General features: G+C 73.2%; 8 protein-coding genes. 6 read left to right on the forward strand and 2 right to left on the reverse strand.

What is annotated here, in order from left to right; all coding sequences use genetic code 11:
• The first annotated feature begins 68 nt into the window (after positions 1-68).
• The 5 genes from EV385_RS31565 (at position 69) to EV385_RS35855 (ending at position 11,062) form a co-directional block, all read left to right on the forward strand.
• Positions 69-3,608 carry a Neogenin gene (locus EV385_RS31565; RefSeq protein ID WP_130512754.1) on the forward strand — a complete coding sequence of 1,180 codons (3,540 nt, stop codon included), beginning with the start codon at positions 69-71 and terminating at the stop codon, positions 3,606-3,608.
• A 157-nt stretch (positions 3,609-3,765) separates the two neighbouring features.
• Entirely contained in the window at positions 3,766-4,506 is a 741-nt protein-coding gene (locus EV385_RS31570; protein ID WP_130512755.1) for an EAL domain-containing protein, read from the forward strand.
• Between the two features lie 137 nt (positions 4,507-4,643).
• Positions 4,644-6,734, forward strand: a complete 2,091-nt coding sequence (locus tag EV385_RS35845) for a GGDEF domain-containing protein (RefSeq protein WP_130512756.1) — start codon at positions 4,644-4,646, stop codon at positions 6,732-6,734.
• Positions 6,735-6,828: 94 nt separating this feature from the next.
• A complete protein-coding gene (locus tag EV385_RS35850; RefSeq protein WP_165449670.1) occupies positions 6,829-8,871 on the forward strand; it encodes a GGDEF domain-containing protein in 2,043 nt (680 codons plus the stop codon).
• 136 nt (positions 8,872-9,007) lie between these two features.
• Positions 9,008-11,062, forward strand: coding sequence for a GGDEF domain-containing protein (locus EV385_RS35855; RefSeq protein WP_130512758.1), 2,055 nt, complete (start codon positions 9,008-9,010; stop codon positions 11,060-11,062).
• Between the two features lie 90 nt (positions 11,063-11,152).
• Here EV385_RS35855 and EV385_RS31590 read toward each other — a convergent pair whose 3' ends face one another.
• On the reverse strand, positions 11,153-12,037 hold the full coding sequence (locus tag EV385_RS31590) for an LLM class F420-dependent oxidoreductase (protein WP_130512759.1): 885 nt from the start codon (positions 12,035-12,037) through the stop codon (positions 11,153-11,155).
• A gap of 49 nt (positions 12,038-12,086) precedes the next feature.
• Complete coding sequence (gene pepN / locus EV385_RS31595; protein ID WP_130512760.1) at positions 12,087-14,519, reverse strand: aminopeptidase N; 2,433 nt, start codon at positions 14,517-14,519, stop codon at positions 12,087-12,089.
• A gap of 167 nt (positions 14,520-14,686) precedes the next feature.
• Between pepN and EV385_RS31600 the strand changes: the two genes are divergently transcribed.
• Positions 14,687-15,337, forward strand: coding sequence for an adenylate kinase (locus tag EV385_RS31600; RefSeq protein ID WP_130512761.1), 651 nt, complete (start codon positions 14,687-14,689; stop codon positions 15,335-15,337).
• The last annotated feature ends 34 nt before the right edge of the window (positions 15,338-15,371 follow it).

The following is a 15,371-nucleotide window of genomic DNA, read 5'->3' on the forward strand; positions in this document are numbered from 1 at the left end:
GACCGGCTTGAGGTGGCGAGCCGATCAACTGAGCGACGACCAGATTCACAGGGGAGACGAGGCCACACATGGACGTCAGTCGACTGTCCGCCACGATGGGTGCCGCGCTGATCGGCGCGGTCGTGGCCACCGCGGGGCTGCCCGGGGTGGCCACCGCCGCCGCGCCGGCCGCACCCACCGGGTTTGCCGTGGCGCGCGCGGGCGACGACCCGCACAAGGTGCAGATGTCCTGGAAGCCGGTCACCGGCGCGGACCACTACACCCTCGACATCGTCGACCGTGACGTCCAGTCGGTCGTCACACTGCCGGCGAACGTCACCAGCTACACGCTGGACAACCCCGACCCGTGCTCCTCGTACAAGATCCGGGTGGGTGCCGCGGACGCCGCCGGCCTGACCACCAGCACCGGGTACACCACGCTGCGCTCGCTGACCCCCAGCGCGGTCCTGGGCCAGACCACCGGCCACGAGGACAACGGCGCCACCGGCCTGGTGACCTGGAACGCCCCGAACTGGTCCGGCTACACCGCCCTGACCGGCTACCACGTGGTCTTCACCCGGTTGTCGGACAACAAGGTGCTGGCCAACAAGCGCAGCACCGACCGTACGTTCCGCTTCGATGTCGACCCGGCGGGCACCTACAACGTCGAGGTGACCGCGGAGAACGAGTTCGGCGGCTGCCTGACCGCGAAGTCGCTGCTGGACAAGTACCGCCCGGCCGACCCCACGAACCTGGTGGTCGAGCGCAAGGCCGACGCCCCCGAGCTGGCCAACGTGACGTGGAAGGCGCCTTCGGGCCAGCCCACCCCCACCTACTACCAGGTCCAGTACGGCCTGACGGCTATGCAGGCGACGGTCAAGGTGGACGCGTCGTCCACCTCGACCGTGCTGAAGCTGGACCCCACCAAGGCCTGGAACCTGGAGATCCGCTCGTACAACGCCAACGGCGGCAGCAACCAGCTCAAGGGCACGGTCCCGGTCTGGGACGGCACGACCGCCGCGGCGAGCCCGGCGCCCAGCGCCTCCCCGGTGCCGACCACGGCGCCGACCACGGCGGCCCCCTCGCCGTCGCCGAGCCAGCCGGCCTCGACCGCGCCGTCGGGCAGCGACAAGACGCCGCCGACGATCACCGCCACGTTGTCGCAGCAGCCGGTCAACTTCTGGCACCGCGCCCCGGTCACCATCCACTACACCTGCTCGGACACGCAGTCCGGCATCGCCACCTGCCCGGACGACGTCACGGTCCGCACCAACGGCGCCGGCCAGACCATCGTGGGCACCGCGTTCGACAAGGCGGGCAACTCCGCCTCGGTGCCGGTGACGCTGAACATCGACCAGATCGCGCCGCGGGTCACCGCGAGCGTGTCCGGTGACGCGAACGGAGACGGCTGGTACACCCGCACGGTGACCGTCCACTTCACCTGCACCGACGAGGGTTCCTCGACGCTGCTGAGCTGCCCGCCCGACGAGAAGGTCAACACGGACGGCGTGGGCCGCACCGTCACCGGCACGGCGATCGACCGGGCCGGCAACACCGCCACCGCCACCCTGACCCTGAACGTGGACCTGGACGCCCCCGAGATCACCGCGAAGGTGATCGGCGACGTCAGCCCCGACGGCTGGTACCGCACCCCGCCGACGGTCCACTTCACCTGCAAGGACACCGGCTCCGGCATCGCCGACTGCCCGGCCGACCAGAAGGTCGACGGCGAGGGCGCCGACCGTACGGTCAGCGGCACCGCCACCGACAAGGCCGGCAACGCCGCGACCGCGTCGGTCATGGTCAGCCTCGACCGGACCGCCCCGCAGATCACCGCGACCGTGGTCGGTGAGCCCAACACCGACGGCTGGCACCACAGCGCCCCGGTCGTGCACTTCACCTGCACCGACTCGGGTGCCGGGGTGGCCAACTGCCCCGCGGACCAGCCGGTGTACACCGACGGCGGCAAGCAGCAGGTCACCGGCACCGTCACCGACAAGGCCGGCAACACCGCCACCGCGGCCGTGACCGTCGACGTGGACCAGGCCGTCCCGCAGATCAAGGCGACCGTGGTCGGCCAGGCCAACGCGGCCGGCTGGTACACCACGCCCCCGACGATCCACTTCACCTGCGACGACCTGGGCTCGGGCATCGCGAGCTGCCCCGCCGACAAGGTGGTCGGCTCGGACGGCGCCAACCAGGACGTGCTCGGCATCGCGTACGACCGGGCGGGCAACACCGCCGCGGTCACCGTCACGGTGAACGTCGACCGGACCGCGCCCAGCATCACGGCCGCGATCGTCGGCGACGCCAGCCCCGACGGCTGGTACCGCACCGCCCCGACCGTGCACTTCACCTGCACCGACGCCACCTCCGGCATGGCCAACTGCCCCGCCGACATCCCGGTCACCGCCGAGGGTGCCAACCAGCGGATCAGCGGCACCGGCGCGGACGAGGCCGGCAACCCGGCCAGCACCGCGATCACGGTCAACGTGGACCTCACGAACCCGGAGGTGACCGCCACGGTCGCCGGTGAGAAGAGCGTGGACGGCTGGTACCGCACCGCCCCGACCGTGCGCTTCACCTGCACCGACGTGCTGTCCGGCGTGGCCGCCTGCCCCGCCGACCAGCAGGTCACCAAGGAGGGCGCCGGCCAGAGCGTCACCGGCACCGGAACCGACAAGGCCGGTAACCCGGACAGCGCCGACGCGAAGGTCAACGTCGACCTGACCGCCCCGGTGATCACCGCCACGGTGATCGGGGAGAAGAGCGCGGACGGCTGGTACCGCAGTGCCCCGACCGTGCACTTCACCTGCACGGACACCGGTTCCGGTGTGGCCAGCTGCCCGGCCGACCGTACGGTCACCACGGACGGCACCGGCCAGGCGATCAGCGGCACCGTCACGGACAAGGCGGGCAACACCGCCAACGCGTCGGTCGAGGTCAACGTCGACCTGACCGCCCCGGCGATCACCGCCACCGTGGTCGGCGAGGCCACCGCCGACGGCTGGTACCGCACCGCCCCGACCGTGCAGTACACCTGCACGGACAACCTGTCCGGGGTGGCCGCCTGCCCGGCCGACGAGAAGGTCAGCGCCGAGGGCGCCGACCAGACCGTCACCGGCACCGGCAGCGACAAGGCGCGCAACGCCGGCACGGCCCGTACGAAGATCAACGTGGACCGGACCGCGCCGACGGTGACCATCACCGGCGCCAGCGACGGCGTCAAGTACGGCCCGGACGTCATGCCGACCGTCGGCTGCGCCACCGCGGACTCCGGTTCGGGTGTGGGCACCAAGGCCGAGGCCACGATCGACCTGAACGACCGCGGCGGCTACACGGTCACCTGCGTCGGCGCCAAGGACAAGGCGGGCAACGCCGCCAAGCCGGTGACGATCAGCTACACCGTCAAGCCGACCGTCGCCTGGCTCAAGGAACTGACCCACAAGTACCTGGCCACGGCGAACCGCGGAACGCTCACCGACCTGGACAACAAGCTCGACCACGGCCAGTTCGCCCTGTACTCGCTGAAGGTGCTGGGTGAGGCCCTGGGCAAGAAGCCCACGGTGACGCCGGCGAACGCGGCCGCGCTGATGTACTGGGCGGCCGTGCTGGACCGGCAGAACTAACCGCCGACCGCAACCGGCAGACCGGAGCCGGGGCCCGTACGGGCCCCGGCTCCGGCATGTGCGGGGCACCCGGGTTCCTGAGGATCCGCTGTCAAGCTTGTCGCCCTCTTGAAAGCCCACAGAGCCTGCGTTGAGCTGGCCCGCCGATCTACCCGGCATGACCGTCACGCTGCCCCCGCTCCCCGCCGACCGCACGGCGCGCCACGTGCTCAGCGCCCAGGCCGTCGAGATGGCTTTCCAGCCCGTCGTCGAGCTGTACGACGGGACCGTCAAGGCGTACGAGGCGCTGGCCCGCTTCGACCCGCACTTCATCAGCCCGGTCCACGCGTTCAAGGCCGCCAGCGATGCGGGCATCGGCGTGGAGCTGGAGCTGCTGGCGATCGAGCAGGCCCTGCTGAGCCTCGACCACATCCCGGCCGGTGCCTGGCTCAGCACGAACCTGTCCGTCGAGGCGCTGATGAACCCGACAGTGATCAACACGCTGCTGGCCCACGCCGACCGGGGCATCGGGGTCGAGCTCACCGAGCACACCCAGGTGCACGACTACGAGGCGCTGGTGCAGGTCACCAACGAGCTGCGCGCCGCCGGGGTACTCATCGCCGTCGACGACGCCGGTGCCGGGTTCGCCAGCCTGAGCCACATCCTGCAGCTGCGCCCGGACATCATCAAGCTGGACATCACCCTGACCCGGGGCATCGACACCGACCCGGTGCGGGGGGCGCTGGCCCGCTCGCTGGTCAGCTTCGCCGACGACATCGGCGCGATGCTCATCGCCGAGGGCATCGAGACCTTCGCCGAGCACGAGAAGCTGCGCGGGCTGGGCGTGCGGCTGGGCCAGGGCTTCTACATGGGGTCGCCGGGCCCGCTGCCGACGGCGCAGATCGCGGTCCCGGCGTAGCGCGACCGGCGATCGCCGGGCCCGGTCGAAAAGTTCAGACACTTGACGGTGAGATCCGCTCAACCCCCACCGGGGCCGGGCGATGGATGAGCATAGCGGCGATCCCGCCGCCCACCCGCTGCCTGAATGGTTCGACGATGCACGCTGCCGCAATCGCCGCCACACCGCGCTCCCGCGCGGACGCGCGCGCGGCGATCGTGCGCACCAGCAGCGTCCGCGCCATCATCGCCCCGGCCGTCGTGGCCCTGTACCTGCTGGCCACGCCACACCAGCCACACCGGCCGCTGATGTTCGGCGTCATCGCCGTGATGATCGCGGTCGCGAGCGCCACCTGGGGTCCGGCGGCGCGCATCGCCCGGTCCCGGGCACGGGTCGCGGTGCAGTCCGCGGGCGTCTTCGTCAGCCTGACCGGCGGGGCCACGCTGAGCCTGCTCGACGGCGGCATCCGCAGCCCGCTCGGGGCGCTCGTGCCGATCTCCGTCGCCTTCTACGCGATCATGATGCCGCCGCGGGCGTTCGTGATCGTTACGGTGCTGGCCGCACTGGAATACTGGGCCGTGGCGCTGCTGGGCGAGCCCGCCCCCGCCGGCTACGCCGTGGTCTACACGCTCTGCCTCGGCGGCGTCTCGACCCTGTGCCTGCGGCACGCCGCCGCCCTCGCCGCGCTGCGGCGCCGCCTGGCCGAGGTGACCCGCGTCGACCCGCTCACCCGCAGCCTGAACCGCCGCGGCTTCGACGAGCGCCTGGAACACGCGGTCGAGCTGGCCCGGGGCGGCGAGCCGGTCACCCTGATCCTCACCGACCTGGACCGCTTCAAACAGATCAACGACACGTGGGGCCACCAGGCGGGCGACGACGTGCTCGCCGCCACGGCACGCACCATGCGGGGCGCGCTGCGTGACACCGACGTGGTGGGACGCCTGGGCGGCGACGAGTTCGGCGCGCTGCTCACCGGCACCGGCCCGCAGGAGGCGCCCGCGATCGTGGAACGGCTGCGCGCCGCCCTGGAATCCGGCGCCCCGGCCAGCCTCGGCTACGCCTCCTGCCCCGCCGAGGCCACCACCGTCGAGGAGCTGCGCCGCCTCGCCGACGCCCGCGCGTACGCGGACAAGACCGCCCGCACCGGCCGCGCCCCCACCGAGACACACGTACGGCGGGCCCGGGAGCTCGGTGCCGCACCCGCGGCCGCCCGGGTCTCCGGCACTGAACGCCGCCGCCGTTCCATCGCGGACATGGGCCTGCTGTGCGCGTGCAACACCGCGGTCGGCATGGTGTACGCGGTCGGCTTCGGCCAACATCAGCCGCACCGGCTGCACATGGCCGTGCTCTGCGCCGTGGGCTTCGCGTACGGCGTCTGGTTCGTCCGGGCGGCCGGCCGGATGAGCCGGTCCCCGCGCGCGCGGCTGCTGATGGCGCTGCACGGCATCCTCATGCTGACCATGACCGCCGCCATGCCGATCCTCAACGGCGGTGTCGAGTCGGCGACCGGGCTGGGCATGCTGGCCCCGATGCCGCTGATCGCGCTCGGCGCGCACCTGCGCATGGCCCTGCCGCTGCTGGTGCTCAACGGCGCGGGCTACCTCGTGGTGGCGGCGACGTTCGGCGCACCCGGCGGCTGGTACGCCGTCCTGCACCTGCTCGGCTTCGCCTCGGTCGCGGCGGCCTGCGCCATCCAGGGCCGCGACAGCGCCCGGCGCCGTCGCCGGCTGACCGAGCTGTCCCACACCGACGCGCTCACCGGCGTACTGAACCGCCGCGGGTTCGAGCACTGCGCCGCCAGACTGCTGCACCCCGGCCAGGCGGTCGGCCTGACCCTGTTCGACCTCGACGGCTTCAAGACGCTCAACGACACCACCGGGCACGCCGCCGGCGACGAACTGCTGCGCTGGGTGGCGACCACGCTGACGGCGCACGCGCCGCCCGGATCGGTCGTCGGGCGCCTCGGCGGCGACGAGTTCGTGGCGCTGATCCCGGCGGCGGACCCGCGGGCGCACGCGGAACGGATGCGGGCCGCGCTGGGGCCACGCGCCGCCACCAGTGTCGGGACGGCCGCGCTGGGCTCCGACGGTGCGGACTTCCCCGCGCTGTACGCCCACGCCGACGCCGAACTGTACGCGGAGAAGGCGACACGCCGGCCCGCGGCGCCGGTCACGGTCCCGGCGCGGGTCGCCGACCCGGATCCGAGCCGGCGCTGCGGCAGCTCCCGGCTGCCGCGACCGGCCGCGTAGCCCGGCGGACGAATCGTAAAGATCCCGCGCGCGCGGGCGATGGATGAGCGTGGCGGCGCTGACGCCGCCCCGCCCGTTCCCTGGATGGTCGACGATGCCTGCTGACCTCGACGCCGACGCGCCGCGCATCCGCGCGGACGCGCGCGCGGCGATCGTGCGCTCCAGCAGCCGGCGCGCCCTGCTCGTCCCCGCCGTCATCGGCCTCTACGTCGCGGCCACGCCGCACGGGCCGCACCGCCCCGTCGTGATCGGCGTCGTGGCGGCCATGGCCGCCTTCGCGGGCGCCACGTGGTGGGCGGCGGCGCGGATCGCCCGGTCCCGGGCCCGGGTCGGGGTGCAGGCCGCGGCCCTGGTCGTCAACATCGTGGGCAGCTGTGCGCTGACCATGCTCGAGGGCGGCATCGCCAGCCCGCTCGGCGTGCTGCTGCCCAGCTGCGTCATCTTCTACGCGATCATGATGCCGCCGCGGATGTTCGCCGTGGCCGCCGCCCTCACCGCCGTCGCCTACTGGACCGCGGCGCTGCTGGGCGGGCCCGCCCCGGCCGGCTACGCGGTCGTCTACACGCTGGGCATGGGTGCGGTGTCGTACCTGTGTCTGCGGCATGCCGCCGCACTCGCCGGACTGCGCCGCCGCCTGGCCGAAGTCTCCCGCGTCGACCCCCTCACCCGCAGCCTCAACCGCCGCGGCTTCGACGAACAACTCGAACACGCCGTCGCACAAGCCCGACGCACCGGCCAACCCGTCACCCTCATCCTCACCGACCTCGACAAATTCAAACTCATCAACGACACCTGGGGCCACCAAGCCGGCGACGACGTCCTCACCGCCACCGCCCGCACCATGAACAACGCCCTACGCGACACCGACCTCGTCGGCCGCCTCGGCGGCGACGAATTCGGCGCCCTCCTCACCGGCACCGGACCCGACGACGCCCCCGCCATCGTCGAACGACTCCGCACCGCCCTCGAAACCGGCGCCCCCGCCAGCCTCGGCTACGCCACCTGCCCCACCGAAGCCACCACCGTCGAAGAACTCCGCCGCCTCGCCGACGCCCGCGCCTACGCCGACAAAACCACCCGCACCGGCCGCACCCCCGCCCAACGCCACGTCGAACAAGCCCGCAAGCACACCGCCACCCCCACCACCACCCGGGTCACCCGCACCGAACGCCGCCGCCGGTCCATCGCCGACATGGGCCGGCTGTGCGCCGCCGACAGCTCCGTCGCCGTCGTGTACGCCGCCCTGTTCGCCACGCACTCGCCGCACCGGTTGACCATCGGCGTGGTGTGCGCCCTCGGCGTGCTCTACGGCGTGGGCGTCGTCGCGGGTGCCGGCTGGCTGAGCCGCTCGGCGTACGTGCGCCCGATGATGGCGCTCAACGCGGTGCTGCTGTTCGCCCTGGCGATCGTCGTGCCGCTGCTGGACGGCGGCGTGGCCTCGACGACCGGCGTGGGCATGCTGGCGCCGATGCCGCTGATCGCGCTCGGCGCGCGGCTGCGGGTGGCGGTGCCCTGGCTCGCCCTGGACGCCGCGGCCTACCTGGCGCTGGCGGCGACGGTCGGAAACCCCGGCCTGGCGTACCCGATCATGCACCTGGTCGGTTTCGGCCTCGTCACCGCGGCCTGCGCCGTCCAGGGCAGCGCCAGCGCCGAGCGGCGCCGCCGCCTGACCGACCTGTCGCAGACGGACGCGCTCACGGGTCTGCTCAACCGCCGCGGTGTCGAGGACCGGATCACCGACCGGTTGCGCGGCGGCGACCCGGTGGGCCTGGTGCTGGTCGACCTCGACGGCTTCAAGACGCTCAACGACACCGCCGGGCACGCCGCCGGCGACGAACTGCTGCGCTGGGTGGCGACCACGCTGACGGCGCACGCGCCGCCCGGGTCGGTCGTCGGGCGCCTCGGCGGTGACGAGTTCGTGGCGCTGATCCCCGGTGCCGACGCCCAGGCGGTTGCCGAGGAACTCCGTGCGGCGCTCGCGCCGCGCACCGCGGCCAGTGTCGGCGTCGCCGTGCCGGACTCCGAGGGCACCGGCTTCGCGGAGCTGTACGCGCACGCCGACACCCACCTGTACGCGGAGAAGGCGGTACGCCGCCGCGGCGCCGCCCAGGACGTGGCCGGCGTCACCGTCACCTGAGTGATCGCGGACACCGCCAGTCGGGGTCCCCCCGCCGTACGCAAGTGAAGGTCAAGATCCGCTCAACATCAACTGTGTCCAGGCGATAGGTGAACCAGGCAGCGCCCGCTGCCCAACGCTGCCTGGATGGTCGCCGATGCACGCTGACGCAAGCGCCGACGCGCCGCGTACCCGTGGGGACGTGCGCGCGGCGACAGTGCGTTCCAGCAGCCTGCTCGCCGTGGCCGCCCCGGTCGTCGTGGCGCTCTATCTCGCGGCGACCCCGGGACCGGCCCGGCCGGTGATGTTCGCCGTGACCGCCGTGATGTTGGCGGTCGCCGCCGCCACCTGGCGTGCGGTGCCGCGGATCGCCCGGGCCCGGGCACGGGTCGCGGTGCAGGCCGCCGGCCTGGTCGTCAATCTGGCCGGCGCCGCCGCGCTGAGCCTGATGGACGGCGGCATCGCCAGCCCGCTCGGGGCACTCGTGCCGGTCTGTGTCGTCTTCTACGCGATCATGATGCCGCCCCGGGTGTTCACGGTCGCCGCCGGTTTCGCCGTGGTGGCCTACTGGACGGTCGCCCTGCTGGGCGGCCCCGCCCCCGCCGGGTACGCGGTCGTCTACACCCTGGGGCTGGGCGGGGTCTCGTTCCTGTGTCTGCGGCATGCCGCCGCGCTGGCCGGACTGCGCCGCCGCCTGGCCGAAGTCTCCCGCGTCGACCCCCTCACCCGCAGCCTCAACCGCCGCGGCTTCGACGAACAACTCGAACACGCCGTCGCACAAGCCCGACGCACCGGCCAACCCGTCACCCTCATCCTCACCGACCTCGACAAATTCAAACTCATCAACGACACCTGGGGCCACCAAGCCGGCGACGACGTCCTCACCGCCACCGCCCGCACCATGAACAACGCCCTACGCGACACCGACCTCGTCGGCCGCCTCGGCGGCGACGAATTCGGCGCCCTCCTCACCGGCACCGGACCCGACGACGCCCCCGCCATCGTCGAACGACTCCGCACCGCCCTCGAAACCGGCGCCCCCGCCAGCCTCGGCTACGCCACCTGCCCCACCGAAGCCACCACCGTCGAAGAACTCCGCCGCCTCGCCGACGCCCGCGCCTACGCCGACAAAACCACCCGCACCGGCCGCACCCCCGCCCAACGCCACGTCGAACAAGCCCGCAAGCACACCGCCACCCCCACCACCACCCGGGTCACCCGCACCGAACGCCGCCGCCGGTCCATCGCCGACGTGGGCTGGCTGTGCGTCTCCGACAACCTGGTCGGCCTCCTCTACGCGGCCGGTTTCGCCCAGCTGGCGCCGCAGCGGCTGGCCATCGCCGCCGTGTGTGCCTTCGGCCTGGTCTACGGCCTGGCGTTCGTCGCGGCGGCACACCGGCTGAGCCGGTCCCCGCGGATCCGGCTGCTGATGGCGATCCACGGCACCCTGATGCTGGCCCTGACCGTCACCGTGCCGGTGCTGGACGGCGGCGTCTCGTCGGCGACCGGCCTCGGCATGCTGGTGCCGATGCCGCTGATCGCCCTCGGCGCGCAGCTGCGGGTGGCGCTGCCGCTGCTCGCGCTCAACGCCACCGCGTACCTCGTGGTGGGGGCCACGGTCGGCGCCCCCGGAGCGTGGTACACGGCCATGCATCTGCTCGGCTTCGGCGCCGTCGCGGCCGCCTGCGCCGCTCAGGGCCGCGACAGCGCCCGCCGGCGCCGCCGGCTGACCGACCTGTCGCAGACGGACGCACTGACCGGCCTGCTCAACCGCCGCGGGTTCGAGGACCGCTGCGCCACGCTGCTGCGCCCCGGCCGGACGATGGGGCTGGTGCTGTTCGACCTGGACGGCTTCAAGACGCTCAACGACACCGCCGGGCACGCCGCCGGCGACGAACTGCTGCGCTGGGTCGCGACCACCCTGACGGCGCACGCGCCGGACGGGTCGGTCGTCGGGCGCCTCGGCGGCGACGAGTTCGTGGCCCTGATCCCGGCCGCGGACGTGCACGCGCAGGCGCAGCGGCTGCGCTCGGCGCTGGCCGCCCGCAGCCCCGCCAGCCTCGGCATCGCCGCGAACGGCACCGACGGCACCGACTTCGCCGCCCTGTACGCGCACGCGGACACCCACCTGTACGCGGAGAAGGTGGTCCGCCGCCGCGGCGCCCCACCCCGGCGGGTGGCCACGCCGCAGCTCAGCGCGCGGTCAGCGTGACCGTGGCCTGGGTGATCGCGGTGACCGCCAGCAACGCGGCAGGGCATCGGGCCCCTTGCGCGACTCAGCCCCGCTCCCCCGCCCCGGGCGCTATCCCGCGAACTGCGTAATGACCTCGGTGGCGAAGCGCTGCATCGGCTCGTGGTCGTACGCCACCCGGGGCACGTAGACGATGACGTAGTCGGCGCCCGCCTCCACCATGCGCTCGACGCGCCCGATCGTGTCCTGCGGCGGCTCCGTCAGATCCAGCTCCAGGGTGGTCGACTTGATGATCCGGTCGTAGTCGCGGCCGAGGTCGTCACAGTGGCGGCGCAGCACGCCCAGCTTGCGGGAGATCAGCTCCGGGTCGCCGCCGCCGACGTTGCAGGCGTCCGCGTACTTGGCGACCAGCTTCAGGGTGACCTGCTCGCCGCCGCCGCCGATCCAGAACGACGGGTGCGGCTTGCGCACCCCCTTCGGCTCGTTGATCGGCGCGTCGATCGAGTAGTACTTGCCCGAGAACGACGGCCGCTGCTCGGTCCACATCCGGTGCACGATCTGCACGGCCTCGCGGAACGCGCCCATCCGTTCGCGGGTGTCGACCCACTCGTAGCCGTACGCCTTCCACTCGTGCTCGTACCATCCGGCACCGAGACCGGCGTACAAGCGGCCCTTGCTGGCCACGTCCACCGTGGACGCGATCTTGGCGTAGAGCGAGGGCTGGCGGTACGCGTTGCAGCTGACCATCTGGCCGATGTGGACCCGGCTCGTGTCGCGGGCAAGTGTGGAGGTGACCGTCCAGCACTCGAAGACCGAGTTGATGGTCGGGGTGGGAACGGTGTGGAAGTGGTCGTACACCCACACCGAGTCCCACGGTCCGGCGTCCGCGGCCCGCGCGACGGCGGTCATCGCCTCGTACTGCTCGACCGGGTCGGCGATCTCGACCAGGTCCATCTTCCATCCCTGCGGCACGAAGACCCCGAAGCGCACACTCATGCCAGCAACCTACCTAATGATCGCGGCCGCTGCCGGGACGCCGACGGATTCACGAACGCGCCCGCAACATGCGGCCCACCTCGTCGGCGCGCTGCAGCAGCGTCTTGCGCACCACCGGGGCGGCGTGCGCGGCAGCGGCCCGCGCCCGGGGCAGGAACTCGGTGCCGACACCGACCATCGGGAACAGCCGGTGGGCGTAGAACATCGCCGGGACCATCCCGCCCCGGTGCATCTCGGGCAGCAGGGCGAGGTACTTCTGCGCGTACGGGGTGAGCAGACCGTCCTGGCCGGGCTGCCAGAACGCCGTCGTGACGGCGGGGACCGAGCCGATCGGCACGGACCGCCGCACCGCCAGCTCCTGCCAGACCGCCTCCTTCTCCCCGGCGTCCGGCGTGGCCGCGCGTACCGCCAGCGCCCGGAACCGGGCGTCCGGATCGGGGTCGCGCGCCAGCAGCGACTCGGCCTCCCGCGCGGTGTCGCCGCCCAGCGCGGCGGCGCGGATCAGGGCCCGCCACCGCAGGTCCACATCGTCGTTCGCCTCGTCGCGCAGCCGCGCCACCGAGGCGAGATCCGCGACCGTACGGGCCAGCCCGCGCAACCCCACCCGGCGGCGGCCCGGCTGCCCGGCCAGCCGTGCGCAGACCTCGGCCACCTCGGCCGTCAGCGCGGCGCGGCGCGATTCCGGGGCCCACCACTCGGCGGCGTCCATGGCCAGCCGCAGGTACGGTTCGATCACCGCGTCGCTGGTCTCCACGGCCAGCACCGCGGTCAGGCAGCGCACCGCCTCGGCGGCGTCGGCCTCGCCCGTGGTGAGCATGTCCCACACGGTGGCCACGGCGACCCCGCGCGACACGGCGGTGGGTAGCTGCGCGGCCGCCGCCAGCAGCGCGGCCCGCCCGGCGGGGTCCGGCCGGGTGGTGGCGAACGTGAGGTCGTCGTCGTTGACCAGGTACAGGTCGGCGCCGGACGGAAGGCCCACGGGGGTGCGCGGCCCGCGCACCTCCACCTCGGCCAGCGCGGTGCGTTCCAGGCCCGCCGGGCCGCGCCGGTAGGCGCCCACGGCCAGCACCTGCGGCCGGGGCGGCCCCTCCGGCCCCCGCGCCGCCAGCACCGGGGCGTCACCGTCGCGGTCCAGCGTCAGCCGGTCGGTGCCCGCCGTCTCCAGCCACCCGGTACGCCACGGCCCGAGGTCGCGGCCGGACGCGGCGGCCAGCGCGTCGATCAGGTCCTGCAGCGTGGTGTTGCCCCACGCGTGCCGGGCGAAGTAGGCCCGCATGCCCGCGGTGAACGCCGCCTCCCCCACGTACGTCATGAGCTGGCGCAGCACCGCCGCGCCCTTGGGGTAGGTGATGTCGTCGAAAATGGACGCCGCCTCGGCGACGTCGCGCACGGGCTGGCGGATCGGGTGGCTGGTCGGGCCCTGGTCGGCCAGGTAGGCGGCCAGCTTCTCCCCGGCCAGCAGTCCGGCCCACGCGTCGGTGTAGCGGGTGGCGCCGGTGGCGGCCCAGTAGCAGGCGAACTCGGCGAACGCCTCGTTCAGCCACAGGTCGTCCCACCAGCGCATCGTGACGATGTTGCCGAACCACATGTGCGCCATCTCGTGCAGCAGCACGCAGGCGAGGCTCTCCCGTTCCGCCGGGGTGGGGGTGACCCGCCGCAGCCAGGAGTCGGACCAGGTGACGCAGCCGTAGTTCTCCATGGCGCCGCCGAACTCGGGCATGAAGACCTGGTCGTACTTGCGCTGCGGGAACGGCATGGCGAACGCGTCGGCGAAGAACGCCAGCCCCTGCCCGGTCACGGTGAAGATCTCGTCGGCGTCGCGGTCCAGCACCGCGGCCAGCGAACGGCGGGCGTACAGGCCGAGGTCGTGGCCGCCCACCGTACGGCGCAGCTCGTGCAACGGCCCCGCGTTGACCACCGTGTTGTACGGCGACAGCGCGGGCGTCGGCGGGAACGTCCAGCGCCGGGCGGCGCCGAGGTCCTCGACGCGCGGGTCGCCGGTGTTACTGAGGACCGTCCACGTGGCCGGGGCGGTCACGGTGAACGCGTGCGGCGCCTTGAGGTCGGGCTGGTCGAAGCAGGCCCAGACGTACCTCGCCTCGTCGGGCTCGAACGTCGTCCACACGTACACCTCGCCGTCGGCGGGGTCGACGGCCCGGTGCACGCCCGGCCCGTCGCTCGTGTGCTCCTGCACGGTCTGCACCCGCAGGGTGTTGTGCGCGGCGAGGTCGGGCAGGGTGATCCGGCCGTGGGCGGCCGGGGGCAGCGGCGCACCGTTGAGGGTGGCGGCGACGACCGCGGCCGCGCAGTCGACGAACGTCTCGGCGCCGGGCTCGGTGCAGGTGAAGGTCATGGTGGACACGCACCGGACCTGTGGCCCGGTGGGCAGGTCGGTGAGGTCGACCGCGATGTCGTAGCCCTGCACCCGCAGCAGGGCGGCGCGGCGTTCGGCCTCCGCCTGGGTGAGACTGGGGGTGGTCAACGGTCCTCCTCGGATCGGTCCCGTCGATCCGCGGGACATCGGTGCGCCGATCGTGCCACCACCCTCGCCTACACGTCAGACAATTTGCGGCCGGGTCGGCGAATGCCCGGCGCCCTCGCACCCGACCGTTATGATCCGGGGCGAGCGCACCGGGGAAGGACGACGTCATGCGGATCCTGCTGGTCGCGCCCCCCGGAGCGGGCAAGGGCACCCAGGGGGCGCTGATCGCCACCCACTTCGACGTGCCGCACATCGCCACCGGAGATCTGCTGCGCGACCATGTGGCGCGCCGCACCCCGCTGGGCCGGGCGGTGCAGGGTTGCCTCGACCGGGGCGAGCTGGTTCCGGACGAGATCGTGCTGGACATCGTGCGCGGCGCGGTGGAGGAGGCCAAGCGCCAGGGCCGTGGGTACGTGCTCGACGGCATGCCGCGCAACATGACGCAGGCCCGGGCCATCTACCAGATCGCCCGCACCCTCGACATGACCGCGAACGTCGCGCTGCACCTGGTCGCCGACGACGACGAACTGGTCCGCCGCCTGCTGGCCCGGGCCGCGCTGCAGCACCGCACGGACGACACCGAGGAGGTCATCCGCCGCCGCCTGGCGATCTACCACGAGGTCACCCATCCGATCGTGGACTGGTACGACCAGCGCGGCATCCTGGTGGCGGTGGACGCGATGCAGCCGGTGGAGCGGGTGGCCCGGCAGATCCTCACCGCCCTGGAGGCCATGCGCCCGCTGGTCAACCTGGTGCCCGAGTCGGCCCGGCAGTCCATCGACCTGACCGGGCTGGGCAAGGCGTTCGGCAGCCACTGACGGTGCAGCCGCGCCGGGCGCCGCCGTGCGGGGC

This window comes from Krasilnikovia cinnamomea, assembly GCF_004217545.1.
Taxonomy (GTDB): Bacteria; Actinomycetota; Actinomycetes; order Mycobacteriales; family Micromonosporaceae; genus Actinoplanes; species Actinoplanes cinnamomeus.

Coding starts and splice junctions, on each gene's coding strand:
- EV385_RS31565 (WP_130512754.1), top strand. CDS start 69: ATGGACGTCAGTCGACTGTCCGCCACGATGGGTGCCGCGCTGATCGGC.
- EV385_RS31570 (WP_130512755.1), top strand. CDS start 3,766: ATGACCGTCACGCTGCCCCCGCTCCCCGCCGACCGCACGGCGCGCCAC.
- EV385_RS35845 (WP_130512756.1), top strand. CDS start 4,644: ATGCACGCTGCCGCAATCGCCGCCACACCGCGCTCCCGCGCGGACGCG.
- EV385_RS35850 (WP_165449670.1), top strand. CDS start 6,829: ATGCCTGCTGACCTCGACGCCGACGCGCCGCGCATCCGCGCGGACGCG.
- EV385_RS35855 (WP_130512758.1), top strand. CDS start 9,008: ATGCACGCTGACGCAAGCGCCGACGCGCCGCGTACCCGTGGGGACGTG.
- EV385_RS31590 (WP_130512759.1), bottom strand. CDS start 12,037: ATGAGTGTGCGCTTCGGGGTCTTCGTGCCGCAGGGATGGAAGATGGAC.
- EV385_RS31600 (WP_130512761.1), top strand. CDS start 14,687: ATGCGGATCCTGCTGGTCGCGCCCCCCGGAGCGGGCAAGGGCACCCAG.